Source organism: Coxiella endosymbiont of Ornithodoros amblus (genome assembly GCF_019425495.1).
Taxonomy (GTDB): Bacteria; Pseudomonadota; Gammaproteobacteria; order Coxiellales; family Coxiellaceae; genus Coxiella.
In genome coordinates, this window is sequence record NZ_VFIV01000008.1 from 18,975 (window position 1) to 36,936 (window position 17,962).

Here is a 17,962-nt window from a genome sequence, read left to right on the forward strand (position 1 = left end):
CATATTGTAGGCTTAATAGGCAAAAAGCTTCAAGCCCCACTTTCCGAGTATCTCAAAGTCTACTGAGGAAAAATTTGTTAATTAATTTGGTTCCCCTCTTGAGCTTGGAAATTCCGATGTTATAATGAGAAACTCATAACTTGATGGGGAATATTTCTTCACAGGCAATGAACTAAACGCTAAACCACCTAGGAATATAACCTTGGAAGGAACTCCAATTATGGAAGCTGATACATTGATTCAGGAACCCGAAGTTATTAACCCGGTTGAAACCGGCGGATCATTCGCGTGCAGCGTACAACAATCGCTGAAAAGCTATTTTTCACGCCTAGATGGTGAAGACCCCGTTAATCTTTACAGCATGGTTTTGGCGGAGATGGAAGTGCCGTTGTTAAGAGTGGTTATGCGCTACACGAAAAATAATCAAAGTAAAGCCGCTAAAATATTAGGCCTTAGTCGAGGAACCTTGCGAAAAAAACTTGCTATTTATCAAATTGATGGGTCGCGTCGGTGACACCAAAAGGCCGATTGAGCGTGCGCTCATCAGCACCGCAGATAAAATCGGCCTTGTTGAATTCGTATCACAATTAGTAACCTTCGGCGTTGAGATAATAGCTACGGGGGCTACGGCTGGGTTGCTTAAGCAACATCAGCTCCCCGTCATCGATGTTTCTACTTATACCGGCTTTCCTGAAATTATGGATGGCCGAGTCAAAACTTTACATCCCAAGATACACGCGGGCTTATTGGCCCGAAGGGGTATCGACGAGAAAACGATTAATCAGCACGCCATCAAACCTATCGACTTACTAGTTGTAAACCTTTACCCCTTTGTACAAACCGTCAACGCATTGAATTGCTCGCTGGAAAAGGCTGTGGAGCAAATTGACGTTGGTGGCCCCAGTATGCTGCGAGCGGCTGCCAAGAACTTCGCCGCTGTTACCGTGGTTGTTGATCCAGAAGACTATTCACGAATTTTAGAGGAAATACAGACTCAGTGCGGGTCCACCATGTTATCTACCCGCAAACGGTTGGCCCAAAAAACATTTGAATACCTTTCGTATTACGATGCTCACATCGCCGCCTATCTCGCCGGAAAAGAAGGAGCAACGACTCTTCCCGCAGGGCTTCCATCAACCTTTAAGAAAAAGATTGACCTACGATATGGCGAAAATCCTCATCAAGCTGCCGCCCTTTATAGTATTGATCCCCCCTTATCCCACAGTTTAGCGGAAGCGCAATTATTACAAGGCAAACCTTTATCATTTAACAATCTCTTAGACAGTGATTGCGCTTATCAGTGCGTTTATGAAGGCCCTTCGTCTCAACCCGCCTGTGTCATTGTTAAACACGCTACGCCCGCCGGAGCGGCAAGGGCACAAACCCAGTTAACGGCTTATGAAAAAGCTTGTGCCACTGACCCGCTTTCCACTTTTGGCGGTATTGTAGCTTTTAATGCCCCTTTGGAAGCAGTAACAGCAGAAAAAATTCTCTCTCAACAGTTCGTAGAGGTCATTATCGCCCCCGATTTCCCAGCGGAAACGCTCTGTCTACTGGAAGCCAAACCGAATTTGCGCGTATTACGCGGACAGCCACTCGATAGTTCCCAAACTACGTATTCCTTTCACTCCATCACCGGCGGCCTTTTATGCCAAGAGACTGATACGGCGAAATTTTCCGACGAAACTTTCACCGTTGTCACCCGCCGTCAGCCCACAGAAAAAGAACGGCAAGATCTCTATTTTGCCCGGCAAATCGTAAAGTACGCCAAATCAAACGCCATCGTTTATGCGAAAGACCATGCCACACTGGGAATTGGCAGCGGTCAAACAAGTCGAGTTTTCGCGGCTAAAATCGCTACCTTGAAAGCAGAAGAAGCTGGATTATGGTTAGCAGACGCCGTCATGGCCTCGGATGCTTTTTTCCCTTTCAGCGATAGTATCGAAATTGCAGCGAAAGCAGGTATAACCGCTGTAATTCAACCCGGTGGTTCAAAACGGGATGAAGAAGTTATTAAGGCCACGAACGAAGCGGGGATGGCAATGCTGTTCACCCACCAGCGGCATTTCCGCCATTAAGAGCTCTCGATTCAGCTAAAGAATCGAGGTTTAAAGTAGTTCTACTAACATCATCATCGGTGTGAAGCTAAGAATCATCATCATTAATTTATTTTTCATAAACTTCCCCATAAAGGAAAAACCGATAAGATCCTCCAACAAGTTAATCAAATCTTCAACTCTCTGCGCTTACGACCATTCTATTGAGGGGTGAAATTAGTGTCTACATCGATTTAAAAATGCCCTTACTGTCTTCTGCGGCGTTTTGCTTTTTGTCACAGCTGAAATAACCACTACACTTACCGCACCTGCATTTAAAACGCTCTCCAATCGACTCAAATTAATACCGCCAATAGCCACTACGGGATAAGGGGAAATTTCACACCAATAACGCAGCCACTCCAAGCCGCGAGGAGAATAAGGCATTGGCTTAGAATAAGTTTCATAAATCGGCCCAAAAGCCACGTAAGAAGGTTGGATCGCATGCGCCCGTGAAAGTTCATACAACGTATGCGTGCTAATGCCTAATCGCAAATTCGCCGCCCGAATGGCGGAAAGGTCAGCGGTTTCTAAATCTTCTTGCCCTAAATGAACACCATAAGCACCAGCCTCCACTGCCAGTTTCCAATAATCATTGATAAACAATTTTGCCTGGTAACGACGTGCTAAAGCCACACTCTCGATTACTGCTTTTTTAATTTTTTGAGGGGAAGTGTTTTTGATTCGTAATTGAATGATTCGAACGCCGTACGATAACAATCGCTCCACCCATTCAACGCTGTCAACAATCGGATAAAAATCGAATAAGTTACAAAGAGGAAAGCTTTTTCTTTTAAAATTAGAATTTTTTGTTACCCACGGAAGGTCTATTGACTGCTGTGGAAATCCCTGACGCCCCATTAATTCCTGAGTATTGACTTTAAAATTTCGACGAATTCCCTGCTGAACATACATTTTTGCTATTACTATTGCGTCTTTTAGTGAATAACCTAAAGCTACCGCACTACTAATTGCTGAGCTTAACGCGCAACCCGTCCCACGTACACGTGTTTTTGGTATTTTTTTATGCTCTAACCAAAATTCACTCTTACCATCCGTGAAAAAATCACGCGCCTTTGAACCAATTAAGTGACCGCCTTTTAATAACACGGCACTGACTCCCCATTTTAATAATTGACGGGCTGCAGAAATTATATCGGAAAAAGTATGAATTTTACTTTGGATTAAAATTTCAGCCTCAGGAATATTCGGGGTTAATAAATCTACATGAGGAAAAATGATTTTCTTTAACGAATCGAGATAATCTGAGGTATGCAATAATACGCCGGATGTTGAACTTAAAACAGGATCACAGACAACCCTGCCGCTGTAATTTTCGAGATAGGAAGCAACATCAGTAACGATTTCTTTTGTTCCTAATAATCCTAATTTAATCACTGTTGGAGGAAGCGTTTCTTTAAGAGCCTGAATTTGTTTCTGGATCAAATCGGAATCGCAATAGTTTATCTTTAAAACTTGATCGGCGTTTTGTGCGGTTATTATCGTAATAATACTTGCCGCGTGCACATTAAAATCACGACACGTCAATATGTCCGCCTGACAGCCTGCACCGCCAGAACAGTCCGAACCGCCAATTGACCAAACAATCGATTTTTGATTCATGGTTTCTCGATCAAAAAAGGTTTTCCTATTAGCGGGGTCGTTGCTTTAGCAAGATTGCGCACTTTAATCATTCCCCCCTCATAGCCCAAACGCCCCCCTTCAACCGCTTTTGAAAACCCAGCGGCCATAACAACGGGGTTCATCGCTAACGCCACGGCTGAATTTAATAATACCGCATCAAAACCCATTTCCATTACTTGAGCCACATGCGAAGGTCTCCCAAGTCCAGCGTCAATAATTAAAATTTTTTCAGGAAACCGTTCGCGCAAAAGCTGCAATGCATAGGGATTCATTAAACCGCGTCCGCTCCCAATTGGAGCTGCCCATGGCATTAATACGCGACAACCCGCATCAACCAATCGCTGACATAAAATCAGATCCTCCGTACAATATGGAAATACTTCAAACCCTTCTTTAACTAAAATAGCTGCTGCGTTGACTAACTCAAAAGGATTAGGTTGTAAGGTATATTCATCGCCGATGATTTCAAGCTTAATCCAATGGGTATTGAATAACTCTCGAGCCGCTCGTGCTGTGTTTACGGCTTCTTTTACGGAAGAACAACCAGAGGTATTTGGTAAAAGATGACAAGGTAAAGACCGCAGTAAGTCCCAAAAATAATTTTTTTTCTGCGGAAATAGTTGTCGTCGTAGAGAAACAGTAATTATTTCCACTTCGGCGGCTTTCACTGCGTCACTTATTAATTGAGGCGAAGGGTAGTGTGCTGTCCCTAACAATAAATGTGAATTTAATTGTATCCCACCGATAGTCCACATCTCATCCTCCACACATGGCCGTGATGATTTCAATTCGATCTCCAGGCTGAATAATAATCTTTTCGTAATTAATTCCAGGAATCACGGTTTCATTCACTGCAACGACGACGGTTCCCATCACAACATCTTGCTCTTCCATCAATTTCTTTAATGACATTTTTTCAGCAAGAAAAATTAATTTCCCATTTAAATAGATGTCGATCATTTAATACCTCTTGAGAGATTGTGAATAACTTCATCAATTAACGCTGGCGCTATTAAAAAACCGTGGCGGTATAATCCGTTAATAGCAATTAATCCAGGCTGGTAATGTATACGAGGTAAGTTATCCGGTAACGTCGGGCGTAAGGCGGTAATAGTTTCAATGATCCGAGCTTCTGAAAATCCAGGGTGTACACTATAAACTGCCGATAATAATTCCAAACACGTGCGTACTGAAATTGGTGAAATATCATCGGACTCAATTTCACTCGCGCCAACAAGATAAATATGATGCGCACGAGGAACAATATAAAGTCGATAACGAGGATGAAGTAATCGAATTGGACGATTTAAACGCACATCGGGTGCATGCAAATAAATTAACTCACCACGTACCGAACGCAAATCGGAAAACATTTCCCCTGCACCTATGCCACGACAATCAAATATGCAATCAAATTGGTATGATTTTTCTTTCGTTAAGATACGGTAAGGAACCACGCTATCCACAAAGGTTTTCGAATACCATTCCACGTTTAATTCTTTTTCTAATGCCTGCATAAGTGCACGTGAATCTAGATGTGCTTCCTGCGGCAAATAATATACTTCATCAAAATTTAATTCAGGCTCCAATCGTTGGAGCGCAGAAGATGATAACTTTTCAAGAGAGAAATCTTTTATTTTACGACTTATTGTTTTCAGCCAGCGCTCTTTTTCCACTTCATCGTGTGAATGCGAAATTACAATACTTCCATTTTGTTTAAAATAAACAGGTTGCTTCAATGATGATAACCACAGTGGCCATTTCCTTAATGAATAACTTCCTAAATTAAAAATTATCTGCTCTGCTATTTCACATTCAGCAACGGGTGACAGCATCCCAGCCGCTGCGTAGGCCGTGCTCTTTTGACCACTTTTATCATCTTTATCAAATAGCGTAACCCCCAAGCCCGCTTTACTTAATTGCCAAGCTAATAAACGCCCCAGTAATCCTGCGCCTGCAATCCCTACCTTCATTTCCATCACCTTACCTTTTGTAAGGTGTCCCTAACTTCGTGACTCGTTTTATAAGCGCAAAATTTAGGGCCGCACAATGAACAAAAATGAGCGTGTTTAGCAGCCTCTTTTGGCAAAGTTTCATCATGAAAAAGGCGTGCTGTTTCAGAGTCTAACGCTAAATTAAATTGATCGTGCCAGCGGAATTCAAACCGCGCTTGCGATAATAAATCATCCCGCTCTCGAGCCGCTGGGTGTCCTTTTGCTAAATCTGCCGTATGGGCCGCAATTTTATAAACAATCAACCCCTCTTTGACGTCTTGTTTATTCGGCAAACCCAAATGTTCTTTCGGCGTGACATAGCACAAGAGCGCACAACCTTGCCAAGCGATAAAAGCAGCGCCAATAGCGCTACCAACATGATCATAACCAGGCGCAATATCGGTAGTTAATGGCCCCAGAGTATAAAATGGCGCCTCCCGACAATAAGTCAATTGTTTCGTCATATTTTCTTCGATGAGATTTAGAGGGATATGCCCTGGTCCTTCATTCATCACCTGCACACCGTATTCCCAGGCGATGCGATTTAATTCGCCTTGAATTTTCAATTCTGCAAATTGTGCTTCATCATTGGCGTCAGCAATAGAGCCTGGGCGCAACCCGTCCCCTAGCGAAAAACTCACATCATAAGCACGCATAATTTCACAAATCTCATTAAAATGTGTATAAAGAAAATTCTCCTCTCGGTGCAGAAGACACCATTTGGCCATGAGAGAACCACCACGAGAAACAATTCCCGTGACACGTTTTTGGGTCAATGGAATAAAACGATTTAAAACACCTGCATGAATCGTGAAATAATCAACTCCTTGTTCAGCTTGCGAAATTAAGGTGTCGCGGAAAATTTTCCACGTTAAGGATTTTACATCTCCATCCACCTTTTCCAACGCTTCATACAACGGCACGGTACCGATAGGTACCGGAGAATGGCGAAGAATTGTTTCACGAATTTCTTTGATTTTTTTTCCCGTCGATAGATCCATCACCGTATCTGCACCCCAACGCAACGCCCAAATTAATTTTTCAACTTCTTCTTCCACAGATGACGTAAGCGACGAGTTCCCAATATTCGCATTTACTTTAACTAAAAAATGGCGGCCAATAATCATGGGCTCGCTTTCGGGATGATTAATATTCGCAGGCAAGATGGCACGACCGCACGCGATTTCATCTCGAATAAATTCCGGTGTAATTGGGTTAGGAATTCGTGCACCCAACGGATTTCCTCGCAAACGACGCTCGCGTTCTTGATCTGTGTTTTTCTTCAACTCTCTTTTTTGATTTTCACGAATCGCCGCGTATTCCATTTCTGACGTAATAACGCCTTCTTTTGCGAAAGCTAATTGCGTTTTCCTCGGGCGCACCTTAATCCAAGGCTCGCGCAAACGGGGAAGACCCTGCGGCAATTTGATAGAGATATTCGGGTCAGAATACGGCCCTGAAGTATCATAAAGAGTTAACGAATCACCATTCGTTAATCGAATTTCACGCATTCCTACACGAATAGTGGGAAAAATCTTGCCTTGGCAATAAATCTTTTTGGAAGCAGAATAAGCAATCACAGCACTCTCCTTAAATAAACAGGTAGGAGGAAAGCACTGTGTAACCGAACCCCTCTTCCCTTCGCAAGCATTATCTTGTGCAGGTTCAACGGGTCCGATCTCCAAACTTCTAGATCGTCTCAGCTTTCGCTCCCTAGAACTTCAAAAAGAATATCTGAATTTTATCTGGGTTGCAATTGGGACAATAGTTGATGGGTATCAGTATCGGATTCTTCTGCATCATCAGGGTTATAAAATATACTTAAACGCTGTGGGCGAGGCATTGGATCTTTTTTAATTTCTTCCGATCTAACTTCCTTTACCATAATCCTATATAATTTTCTTCTCCACCTTAAGAAAAAGAATTCCAATAGCAATTAAATAAATTATTTTTTGACTCCAACAGTATTCGTCTACCCACTCTATCTTTCAGCAAGTCCGACAAAAATTTTTGAAACAGATAATCCATTTAATACTTTACTTCATTTAAATGCTCTAACAGAAATTCCTCAAACTTTTCAAGTACGGAGGTGAACAGAGAGGTCGTTAGTTTATTCTGATTCTCAAGTTCTCTTGAAACTCGATTCAACAAATCGCTTTTAGCATTAAATAAACAACGTTTGTCCTTCATAAGATATACGGAGACGAAAGACACAATTAGAAGAAAATAGTTCATTGGCAATTTCCTTTCTCAATTTTTCCGTTTTCTGGGGGTCAGAATATTAAGTAAAGAAAAACAAAAAAACCGTAGTGCATCTTCACCGGTACAAAGCTCCATCCAAAAGATGGCAATCCAAAGTCGTCTATTTTTTCAAATAATTTATAGCTGGTATGAATGCAGGAAAAGTTTCGATTGATTCGAATAATACAAATGTAAAGTAAACCATCAATAATCGGACCCCTCTGTCAGATATTGACTGTACAATAGCGATCTTCCATCCTCACTACTGCATAAATTATGCTAAAAAATTAATCTCATTTCCCAAAGTCCGTATTAATTTGCAATTAAAATTAAAGGGATACCCTAACCCATTAAGAGTTTTAATAAGGCTCTCCAAACACTCACAAATTGCTTCCTTTCTGGATAACCACATCCAGGTTTTAATGTCATCATTAGAATTTCTAGATGCTAATTGATTTGAGAGTAGAAATTTCAACTATTCGTCCGCGTTATAAACTTCAGAAAACCACTCAATCCGCGCTAATAATTCTTTTTGAGGAGCCTATGTCAATTTATCTATCTTACATAAAAAATAAAAAAGAAGATATTTCTGGCTTTTTCGTCCACAAAATCATGAACTTTTTCAGTTTCTCTATTGTTAAATTTTCAAATAAGTACTGTATGCCGTAAACTCGTCTATCTTCTTTTTTGAGTTATGATTAACTTTAAAACACGTCTATTAACTAATCTATCCGCTATGTGAAGCTTCCTCTCAATATCGCATATATTGGCCATCTCTAATAATTCAAGAAATAAATCGAGCAACACTTCAGATTCTTGAAGGAGAAATTCAGTCAATAAAGTTCTACCCGACAATTCGCCTGCTACTGTAGGGAATAGGTGATAGATCACATCAAAGAACTCATTTATAATTATCCAATTTTGATTGGAGTTAACGCATTTGGTTTTTACGAAATCCTTAATTCGATTAAAAATTATTCCCCCATTTACCTTATCTTAAAATTTTATCTAGGAATAGAAACCCTAACATGTTCGGCAAAACACATTCGAATAATAACTGAAAAAATGATCGAATTAATTCTTCAAATCGATCGTTTTGTATTTCGAAGAGTTTGTTAAACATCTATTTTAAAAATTCTTATACCTCTAGAAAAATAAAATAATGCAATAAATATCAATTATATTTCTTACGATTAAAAAAATCAACCATTCTTTTAACGGCATTATATTAAAACTCAAACGCTTTTTTGCAACCATTTATATAAAACAGCCAATCCATCGAGAGTTGAACACAAAAAAATAAATATATCTCAGTACATCGTTATTTTTATTAAAAATAAAATACTAAAGAAATTTCTCTAACGTAACTGACATAGACTCTTGAAAAGGAGGTTTATAAAAAAATACGCTGCGGAACGATTCAAGATAGAGATAACCTTTTTTGTTTTCTATTTACTCAATTTCTTCTAGTAAAACTTTATGTTGTTCCACTGAGAATCTATCATAATTGTTATCATAACTTTTTAAAAATTGACATATATCAGCATTACTGACAATCGCTTTTAGCTTTTTCAAAAAATAGCTATAACTTGATTTTTCTCTCCAATAATTCTAAAGACTCTCTTTTAAGCTTTCATACAAAATTTTTTATATATATTAAAATTTCCGAAGCCTCATTATTTAAACTGAATAAAGACTAAAATAAATTCCTCACGTACTCATGTGGCCATCGATTTATATAAGTTTCAGTTGCATCCAATTCTCGATAAAGAGGTAAAAAAATGGATCGAATTCAGAAAGATAGAATGAAAACTGTAATGGCAGAATTTCTGAAATCAAAAAATAAACCATATCCCGACAGTGGAATTGTAAATTTTTATAGACCAAAAAATATTTATCTAAAATCGTTCGAATTTCTTCAATAGTATCTTTCAACTTTTTTGTAATTCTTCAGTCAATGATAAAGTACCAGAATCATCGAATAACAAACGGTCTATTATTCATTGTATATCGTTTAATTCACCTAACTTTCCAGAACTGCAACAATTTAAACAGTTTAAATCATCCTTAATTGAATTTACGAATGATTTAACTCCTTCGTGTCCGAAATCACAATCACCATAAAGAAACAATAAAAACCGTTCCAACGACTCTTTAAACTTCCATCACGATTCTACATTCTCCTCAGCGGAAACCATAAATTCGCCTACCATATCATCTGCTATTTGTTCATGTTTTAGAAGGTCAAATATCATCTAGTCTTCGGTATTATTAAAATAGGAGGTAGCAGCGGATCGTCAGTATTATTAAACGTAGCTAAAAATTCTTTTAGAAAACTATTTTTTATCGTCATTTTTTCTTAATCTACTCCTGCTAATAGATTTATTAGTGGTAAATTTCTATAAAATTAGAGTAACATTAGTAGCTATCTGTTCATCAAAGTTAAATAATATTTCTCATCATATTTCTCAATTTTTTTGAAAAAATTTCGTGTAGTATATTTTTACGTTATTAATAAAATCTTAAATTTTATTGATGATTAACTCAAAAATATATTATTAGATGTCGCTGAAAAATGTTATAATATCACCACTATGAATATACTTATAATTGGTAATGGCGGTCGTGAACATGCCTTAGCATGGAAGGTAGCTCAATCGCCTCGAGTAGAAAAAATCTGGGTGGCTCCCGGAAATGCCGGGACAGCTCGAGAGTTTAAAACGCAAAATATTCCCATCAGCGTCACTGACATTAAGAGCTTAATCGCCTTTTCCAAAAAAAATCAAATTAATTTAACACTTGTTGGTCCTGAGATTCCACTAGCGGCTGGTATTGTTGATCATTTTCAACACGAAAATTTAACTGTTTTTGGACCTACCCAAGCTGCTGCTCAATTAGAAACTTCTAAAAATTTTTGTAAAACATTTATGCGCCGCCATGGTATTCCAACCCCTCGCTTTAAAACATTTATAAATACGAGCAATGCTTTCTCCTACCTTAAACAACAATCTTTTCCAATTGTAATAAAAGCAAGCGGTCTTGCGGCAGGAAAAGGTGTTGTTATTCCACAATCATTGCAAGAAGCTAAAGAAACCATTATTGCGATGATGGAAGAAAAACAATTTGGAAATGCCGGTTCAGAAATTGTAATCGAAGAATTTTTAGCGGGCGAAGAATTAAGTTTTATCGCAATGGTGGATGGCGAACATATTTTACCACTCGCGGGTTCCCAAGATCATAAACGACGAGATGATGGGGACCGCGGTCCAAACACAGGTGGGATGGGTGCTTATTCACCCGTTCCTCAGCTTTCCGATGCTTTACAAGAAAAAATCATGACGACTATTATGCAGCCCACCGTAATCGGTTTAAAATCAGAGGGAATTCTTTATAGAGGGTTTTTATATGCGGGAATCATGATCACGTCAAATAACGAGCCCAAGGTATTAGAATTTAATGTGCGCTTAGGCGATCCTGAAACCCAACCGCTCATGATGCGCTTATGTTCCGATTTAATCGAATTAATTTTATTGGGGCTTTCCGGCCGATTAAATCAAACAAAAAGTGTATGGGATAGTCGCGCTGCACTAACGGTGGTTCTTACTGCGGGAGGATATCCCGCGCAATATCAAAAAGGCGATATTATTCAAGGGCTAAATCAATTGTCTCTCCCAGACCTAAAAGTCTTTCATGCTGGCACACAAGAAATTAATCATCGGGTTGTTACCGACGGTGGCCGCGTTCTTAGCGTCACCGCATTAGGCAAGGATTTGCGTGAAGCACAACAAAAAGCTTATCAAGCGACCCAATTAATTACTTGGTCAAACTGTTATTACCGTCACGATATTGGACATCGGGCAATTTCTTAATTTTTCTTGATGGACCTTTGCTGTAAATCCAGCCCAGAAGTAGCCCGTATGAAGTGCAGCGAAATATGGAAATTGCGATTTTTCACTGAGGTCTGTGTATATTAGAACACAAGTCGATGACACTATTTAATCTCAATTCGATCCAAACGATCAGAACGAACTAATTGTGCCAGTTGGTTCGAGATAGGCGGATCGACAGGCTTGGCGTTTATTTTTCCGTTAATAGTTTTTGGAAGTGTTTTTGAACGAACGCAAACTATTTCGTGAATTTTAATCGAGAAATTTTTACTAACACACTCGTGAATATTCTCGAAAATAGAACGTTTTTCGTTTTCCGTTTTAGAGCCTTTAATTTCAGCGACGATAATTAATTTTTCCAGTCATCCTGTAAAATTGAAAAAGCAGCGGCATTCGCAGTTCTAATATTTTCGTCACTTTGAACAACGACCCATTCGATGTCCTCCGGAGAATGAGTTTTACCCCGAATAATGATTATATCTTTTAACTGGCCGTAAAAAAATAATCTCCGTCGCAGATGAATCCAAAGTCACCAGTGCGAAAATAAGAGCCCTTCTCTTCATGGGTGTAAGCGTTAAAAATGCTTTCTGTTAATACTTTATTTTTCCAATAGCCTTTCGCACGCTCTGGCCTTTTAACCAAATCTCGCCGATCACCTCTTCGGATAAAACTTGGCGGGAGTTTAGGTTCACAATTAAAATCGTAGTCCTTGAAACAGTGTCCAGCTTAACAAGGATTAATCGATAAGAACAGGCGCATTTACACGTCCCCCGTGGCATATACGGTCGATTCGGCCAAACCATAACAAGGATAAAAAGCTTTCTTATCAAATCCAAAAGTCGAAAATTTTTGTAGGAATTGTTGGTAATTTTTTAAATGATTCATTTCCGAACCAGCAAATACCACGCGCCAACGGCTTAAGTTGATGGTTCCAAATTGCACTTCATTAATTCGTTGATAACATAATTCATAGGCAAAATTTGGACCGCCGCTAATGACATCAGGAAGCTTAGAAATAAGCTCAAGCCACATGATAGGACGGCGTAAAAAATCCAGTGTTGACAATAACACGCTGATAATACCATCAAATAAAGGAAAAAGAATACCAGCTACGATTCCCATGTCATGCGTTAATGGCAACCAACTGACCGCTGACTACAAAAATCCCGGTTTTTCTAAATTAAGAATGTTACTGACGTTATTAAAAATATTTGCATGCGTAATCATTATACCTTTAGGATTACTGGTTGATCCCAATGTGTATTGAAATAAGGCGATTTTAGAATATTTAGGAATTAAATCGAGCGTGTTGCGAGTCAAATTCATTTGATCTGTAGTAAGTCTTAAATTGTCCATTTTCTCCTGGAAAAAATTGAATGAATTTTTTTTTATTTAATAATAAAGCGGCTCTAAATCCAATATAATATTTTTAAGCCGATGAGCGGTAACGTTCACACGACTCTGTATTTGAGTGGGTGGACACTCCAGTACAGCAATAATTCCAGCATATAATCACAAGCGAATAACGCAATAATAAAATGGGTGTCGGTATCATAAACTAAAAAACACGATCGCCCGGGCCTGCCGTTTGACTCAATAATTTCGCTAAGTGTCGCGCTTTTTCATTTAATTCGAAATAGCTGATTTCCTGATTTTTCGCACTTTGGCTATCAACGATACGATAATCAACGGAATTGGATTTCTCAAGTGATCGCTGCTTCAAACAGGAAACGTAATTAAGCTGACTTATTTTCAATTTTTTTCGACACAGTCTACCAATTCAGAATCGCTTTCTAAATGAATAATATCTTTTTCTATCAAATTTAATGAAAGTTCCATATTTATATCGCTAATTAAATTCACGACATCTAAAGAATCGAAACATAAATTTTCATGAAATTTGAAATCATCGTGAATATTATCAATGGGAATTTGTAATTGTGCTGAGATAATCGTTTTTATACGATATTTAATTTGATTTTTCATGATAAAACCTGACGAAAATAAGGAGCCAAATCATTATCCTAGCGTTTCACAAAAGGGAGATCGTCGATATACCAAGGATGAAATCCTGATTTCAAATAAGATTCGTAATCGCTATCTCTGGGAAAAATTCCATTAGACCAAAAATTTGTTTGAATAACTTTTCTTTATCTCGTTCCACTCTTTCGCCTCTTTTTAACTGATCAATCATAATGAAATACAAAAGATTCTCTGTTAGATTTTCTTTTCAATAAGCTTCTCATTAAAAAAATCGCCATTCGGAAGCGTGCTTAGGCTCTTCCGTTGGCATGCAACCATAAACTTCCGTATAACAATCGAAACAAATTTTTTTTTCTAATTCTTCGAACGCATGATAACGAAACAGATAGGCCATCATGGGGTCGATATTTTTATAATCTTTTTCTAGTCTGATTAAAAACCGTCGCAGCGCATAAGCAGACAGGTTTTCCTAAACAGGAGACACGAAAAGAAACCTTTAGGTCACGGCCAGTCTAAAAACGGAAAATTCGTCGTATTATTTTTTGATCATCAAAGTGATCGAGCATATCCCCATGCTGTTAATGCTTCGTTGAGCTTATGGTTCAGCCTGCGATGACTGTCTTCCTGCTAGATCAGACATTTTGCGTTGGCGAGCAACGAGGCATTTTTCAATTTCGGAAGGCGATGAGAAAAATCAATTATTATGGGAATCCTTTCTAAGAATACTCAAACGGAAAAAACGAAAACCCCTTTTTAATGCGATTATTTTGACAATCGATTACTTAATCCTTTCGAAAACTTCCGGTGAACTTGACGAGTTGGCCGACAACATCGCTCCTCAGTTACAAAACTTACTGGCCTTAGGCCCTATTCCCCTCATCGTCGTTATCACTTAGTGCGATCCCCTTGATGGGTTTATCCATTTTTTTAGTAATATTGAATCCGAGGATAGAGAACAATTGTTGGGCTTTAGTTTACGAAACGAGAGCAATCTTGCTTTCCATGAGATTATCAAAGAACGTTACATTGCCTTTATTAACCGTATTTCTGAACGTTTATTTTGGAGACCGAACCATGAACAAATTCTCGCTCGACAAAAAAAATAAAAGATGTGCCAATTCAATTTGAAAATCTGGTTGAAAATTTAGAGTAATTGTTAGACCAATTATTGTTAGATAAAAAACAATTAATAAACGTTTATTTCACCAGCAGTCAGCAAAGCGATTCCACCGTTAATTTCCTCACACAAGCTATCGCCAAATCATTTTCGATTTCCGAGATTAAAACTCACCCATCTCAATTGCCACAAAAACTCTATTTCATTCAAACTTTTTTCAAGAAACTGATTGAGAACCTTCCTAAATTAACTGCTAAATCGGTTGGTGGTTACCGACGTCCGTTTATCATTTATCCAATGGCTTTCATTATAATTTTAATCGCTTTTGGAACATGTCATCACAGTTATCGATAAAATATAAAAGTGTTAAATACTGAGAAAACTTATTTGAACGAATTAACAAATGATAAAGATTAGCTTTCTCAACTCAATCGAATTTAAACTGCATTGACTGCGTGGAAAAATTACAACTTATCTATTTTGGAAATTGGCTTTAATCAAGAAAAAATCTTCACAAACAACTTCAAAGCACATATACCAAACTGATACGAAATAATTTTGTACTTTTCCTTGACGAAATAGTTACAAAATAGATTCAAAACAATATTGATAAAAATAAATTAGCTTTGTATCAATCGCTACAAATCTATTTTAATGTTAACCGAGTCTTACCACCAAAATGACGCCGTTGTTAAAAATTGATTTTATCAATATTGGAGAGAGAAATATCCTAATGAACAACAGAAATTAATGTCTCACTTAAGCTACTTATTACAACTGCATCAAGTAAGTTGACCCTCTGATGAAAATATTATTTTAAAAGCGAAAGCTGTTTTACAAAAACAATCATTGTCGCAACTCGTATTTTCTATGTTACAAAATCAATAGAAACGAACGCCTATCGTTTTTAATTTTCCAGGGACAGATTTTTCTGCAGTAAAAATCCCTGCTTTCTATGATCCCAATCATTTAAACGAAATTTATAATAAATAAATCCATCAACTTGTACATCTCCTTAATCACGGTGATTGGGTTGTGGGGTCTGGTTGGGAAAACCCCCTTAACTGCCGATGAAGTAAAGACTTTGATAAAGAAAATTAGAGAAATTTATGTAAAAGATTTTCTCTCGGCCTAGCAAACGAGTTTATCACAAGTAACTGTGAAAACGCCGATGACGCTGAGCAAAAGCCTTAATGACCTTAAATTGCTAGCTGATCCGAAATCAGCTTTGTGACTTTATTAAACAAAATAGTCAACGCTTCTCCGACTCAAGATGAGCTCGCCCATTATCTCGCGAATAATCAGAACTGGAATACTTTACAAAAAAATTCGAAATCGCTTTTAGTGAATTCGTACAGAATATCATTAATACGACCAATCCTATTAAAACAGCTTATGCAGCTTATGATAGCGCCGTTAATCGAATGTAACATAGCAAGCGCAGACCCTCTCCTTTGGTTTTAGAGAAAGCAGTCCAAAATGCACCTTCCGTAATTAATCAGTGGACAATCACCCTTTCACAAAACGTTTGGAAAATAATATTAGCCGAATCGCGCCAGTCCAGTTATTTTATAGATACCGCGTAGGCTTCCTACGTAATACCTGAATACAACGATCGTATTCTCAACCGTTTTCCTGTTTTAAAAACTCCTCATCAGATATTTAAATTAATGATTTTAATCATTTTTAGATGAAAATCCCTATGGGTTAATCGCTGATGCACAAAATGTGGTTCAAAATTACTGTCGATTACCCACCCAAATAGGTACGCCAGGAGAGCGGGTCTTTATTTTTAGCCCTCGCATATATTACGATGGGCCGTTTACGATGCAGATGGATACCTCGTGGCTTCTGATAAAACCAACGGGGCGCCGCTTTTTTCACTAACTTAAGCAGATCTTGTCAGACACCGCTGGGAAGTTTCAGAATTTCCCGTAAAAACGATGCTAGTTGCGTCTCAAGTTGACTCCCAGTGCCAACAGGGGGGTCCATGCCTTATTGCATGCCCTTTTCGGGAAGAAGCGCCATTCATGGCTCTCTCACTATGTTTATGCGAACGGTAACAAAGATCATCGTATTGCCTTATTGATCGGTCCAAAGACAGAGGCCGTTTTCCGTGAGTATTTGCAAGAAAGTCTGATGCGCCTCTGTCTCTGTCGCATTAGCCCTAATTACCAACAAGGAGTCGCGATCAGTACCTAACGGGCGAACCGGTGCTGCTGATCGTGATGTTACTGCAAGGCCTTGTTGCTCAAATAGCAGCGTTTGGCCGCCTGTCATTAATAAATAGACTTGAGCCAATAGTTCTGCATCGAGTAAGGCCCCATGGTAATCGCGATTAGAATTATCAACATGGTAACGTCGACAAAGCGCATCTAGGTTATTGTGCTGTCCCGGATGCTTCTGGCGCGCGATTGTCAGTGTGTCAAGGACCTGACAATAATGGGTAAGCGCTTTAAAAGATTGGCCAGTAAGCTTTAGCTCGTGATTGAGAAAACCGACGTCAAAGGGAGCATTATGGATAATTAATTCCGCCCCTTTTAGGAAAGAAATGAGTTCGGTGGCAATAGATTTAAAAAGCGGTTTATCAATCAAAAAACTGTCGGTAATGCCGTGAATCTCGATAGCATCTCGTTCAATAGAGCGCTCAGGATTAATATAAAAATGCAAGTGGTTGCTAGTCAACCGACGATTAACCATTTCCAGTGCGCCAATTTCGATGACCCGATGGCCTTCTTCCAGCACAAGGCCAGTAGTTTCCGTATCTAAAACGATTTGCCGCATTAAGTTCTCCAAAAATTAATCGTTCTTTAAAAAGTTGTTTCGGTTTAAATCAAGAAAGGTAGTAAAACTCCCAGCGCCTCCCTTTTTAGGCCTTCGTCATTCTCGCTCAGGCGGGGAAGCAGGCGGCGCCAAAGGCGCGCCGCCGCTAATGTGTGCACTGCATCCCCGCCTGCGCACCTAGCCATCAACTTAAGCATAAACCCCTAATGACTGTAA

General features: G+C 38.8%; 12 protein-coding genes and 6 pseudogenes. 7 read left to right on the top strand and 11 right to left on the bottom strand.

Annotation, left to right across the window (positions count from 1 at the left end):
* Positions 1 to 202 precede the first annotated feature (202 nt).
* Entirely contained in the window at positions 203 to 514 is a 312-nt protein-coding gene (locus tag FIV31_RS02110; RefSeq protein WP_280123628.1) for a helix-turn-helix domain-containing protein, read from the top strand.
* Positions 495 to 2,078, top strand: coding sequence for a bifunctional phosphoribosylaminoimidazolecarboxamide formyltransferase/IMP cyclohydrolase (gene purH / locus FIV31_RS02115; RefSeq protein ID WP_280123639.1), 1,584 nt, complete (start codon positions 495 to 497; stop codon positions 2,076 to 2,078). Before FIV31_RS02110 ends, purH begins: the two co-directional genes overlap by 20 nt.
* Before the next feature lie 16 nt (positions 2,079 to 2,094).
* Here purH and FIV31_RS08420 read toward each other — a convergent pair.
* The 7 genes and pseudogenes from FIV31_RS08420 to FIV31_RS02145 all read right to left on the bottom strand — a co-directional run.
* A pseudogene (locus FIV31_RS08420) lies at positions 2,095 to 2,189 on the bottom strand (HAD family acid phosphatase); the annotation flags it as partial.
* A gap of 84 nt (positions 2,190 to 2,273) precedes the next feature.
* A complete protein-coding gene (gene thiE / locus FIV31_RS02120; protein ID WP_280123629.1) occupies positions 2,274 to 3,719 on the bottom strand; it encodes a thiamine phosphate synthase in 1,446 nt (481 codons plus the stop codon).
* Positions 3,716 to 4,495: a thiazole synthase gene (locus tag FIV31_RS02125; RefSeq protein WP_280123630.1), complete on the bottom strand. Its 780-nt coding sequence runs from the start codon at positions 4,493 to 4,495 to the stop codon at positions 3,716 to 3,718. Before FIV31_RS02125 ends, thiE begins: the two co-directional genes overlap by 4 nt.
* 1 nt (position 4,496) lies before the next feature.
* Positions 4,497 to 4,700, bottom strand: a complete 204-nt coding sequence (thiS, locus tag FIV31_RS02130) for a sulfur carrier protein ThiS (protein ID WP_280123631.1) — start codon at positions 4,698 to 4,700, stop codon at positions 4,497 to 4,499.
* Complete coding sequence (gene thiO, locus FIV31_RS02135) at positions 4,697 to 5,719, bottom strand: glycine oxidase ThiO (RefSeq protein ID WP_280123632.1); 1,023 nt, start codon at positions 5,717 to 5,719, stop codon at positions 4,697 to 4,699. The genes thiS and thiO overlap by 4 nt, the downstream gene beginning before the upstream one ends.
* On the bottom strand, positions 5,719 to 7,314 hold the full coding sequence (gene thiC, locus FIV31_RS02140) for a phosphomethylpyrimidine synthase ThiC (RefSeq protein WP_280123633.1): 1,596 nt from the start codon (positions 7,312 to 7,314) through the stop codon (positions 5,719 to 5,721). Before thiC ends, thiO begins: the two co-directional genes overlap by 1 nt.
* Before the next feature lie 161 nt (positions 7,315 to 7,475).
* The gene (locus FIV31_RS02145) at positions 7,476 to 7,619 is read right to left on the bottom strand and encodes a hypothetical protein (RefSeq protein ID WP_280123634.1); all 144 of its coding nucleotides are present in this window, start codon (positions 7,617 to 7,619) and stop codon (positions 7,476 to 7,478) included.
* A gap of 2,950 nt (positions 7,620 to 10,569) precedes the next feature.
* Here FIV31_RS02145 and purD point away from each other — a divergent pair.
* Complete coding sequence (purD, locus tag FIV31_RS02150; RefSeq protein ID WP_280123635.1) at positions 10,570 to 11,844, top strand: phosphoribosylamine--glycine ligase; 1,275 nt, start codon at positions 10,570 to 10,572, stop codon at positions 11,842 to 11,844.
* 122 nt (positions 11,845 to 11,966) lie between these two features.
* Here the strand turns inward: purD and FIV31_RS02155 are convergent.
* The 3 pseudogenes from FIV31_RS02155 to FIV31_RS02165 form a co-directional block, all read right to left on the bottom strand.
* Positions 11,967 to 13,585: pseudogene (locus FIV31_RS02155) on the bottom strand (fatty acyl-AMP ligase).
* A gap of 13 nt (positions 13,586 to 13,598) precedes the next feature.
* Positions 13,599 to 13,848, bottom strand: a pseudogene (locus FIV31_RS02160) (acyl carrier protein).
* 38 nt (positions 13,849 to 13,886) lie between these two features.
* Positions 13,887 to 14,526 (bottom strand): annotated as a pseudogene (locus FIV31_RS02165) (metal-dependent hydrolase); the annotation flags it as partial.
* Here FIV31_RS02165 and FIV31_RS02170 point away from each other — a divergent pair.
* From FIV31_RS02170 to FIV31_RS02180, 4 genes and pseudogenes are all read left to right on the top strand, one after another.
* Positions 14,487 to 14,741: a hypothetical protein gene (locus FIV31_RS02170; protein WP_280123636.1), complete on the top strand. Its 255-nt coding sequence runs from the start codon at positions 14,487 to 14,489 to the stop codon at positions 14,739 to 14,741. The pseudogene FIV31_RS02165 and the gene FIV31_RS02170 overlap by 40 nt on opposite strands.
* Before the next feature lie 12 nt (positions 14,742 to 14,753).
* Positions 14,754 to 14,951: pseudogene (locus FIV31_RS08425) on the top strand (type VI secretion protein IcmF/TssM N-terminal domain-containing protein); the annotation flags it as partial.
* Between the two features lie 47 nt (positions 14,952 to 14,998).
* Positions 14,999 to 15,316: a type VI secretion protein IcmF/TssM N-terminal domain-containing protein gene (locus FIV31_RS02175; RefSeq protein WP_280123637.1), complete on the top strand. Its 318-nt coding sequence runs from the start codon at positions 14,999 to 15,001 to the stop codon at positions 15,314 to 15,316.
* Positions 15,317 to 16,642: 1,326 nt separating this feature from the next.
* Positions 16,643 to 17,051, top strand: a pseudogene (locus FIV31_RS02180) (L,D-transpeptidase); the annotation flags it as partial.
* Here the strand turns inward: FIV31_RS02180 and dnaQ are convergent.
* Positions 17,045 to 17,758, bottom strand: a complete 714-nt coding sequence (gene dnaQ, locus FIV31_RS02185; RefSeq protein WP_280123638.1) for a DNA polymerase III subunit epsilon — start codon at positions 17,756 to 17,758, stop codon at positions 17,045 to 17,047. The pseudogene FIV31_RS02180 and the gene dnaQ sit on opposite strands and share 7 nt — an antisense overlap.
* Positions 17,759 to 17,962: the final 204 nt, after the last annotated feature.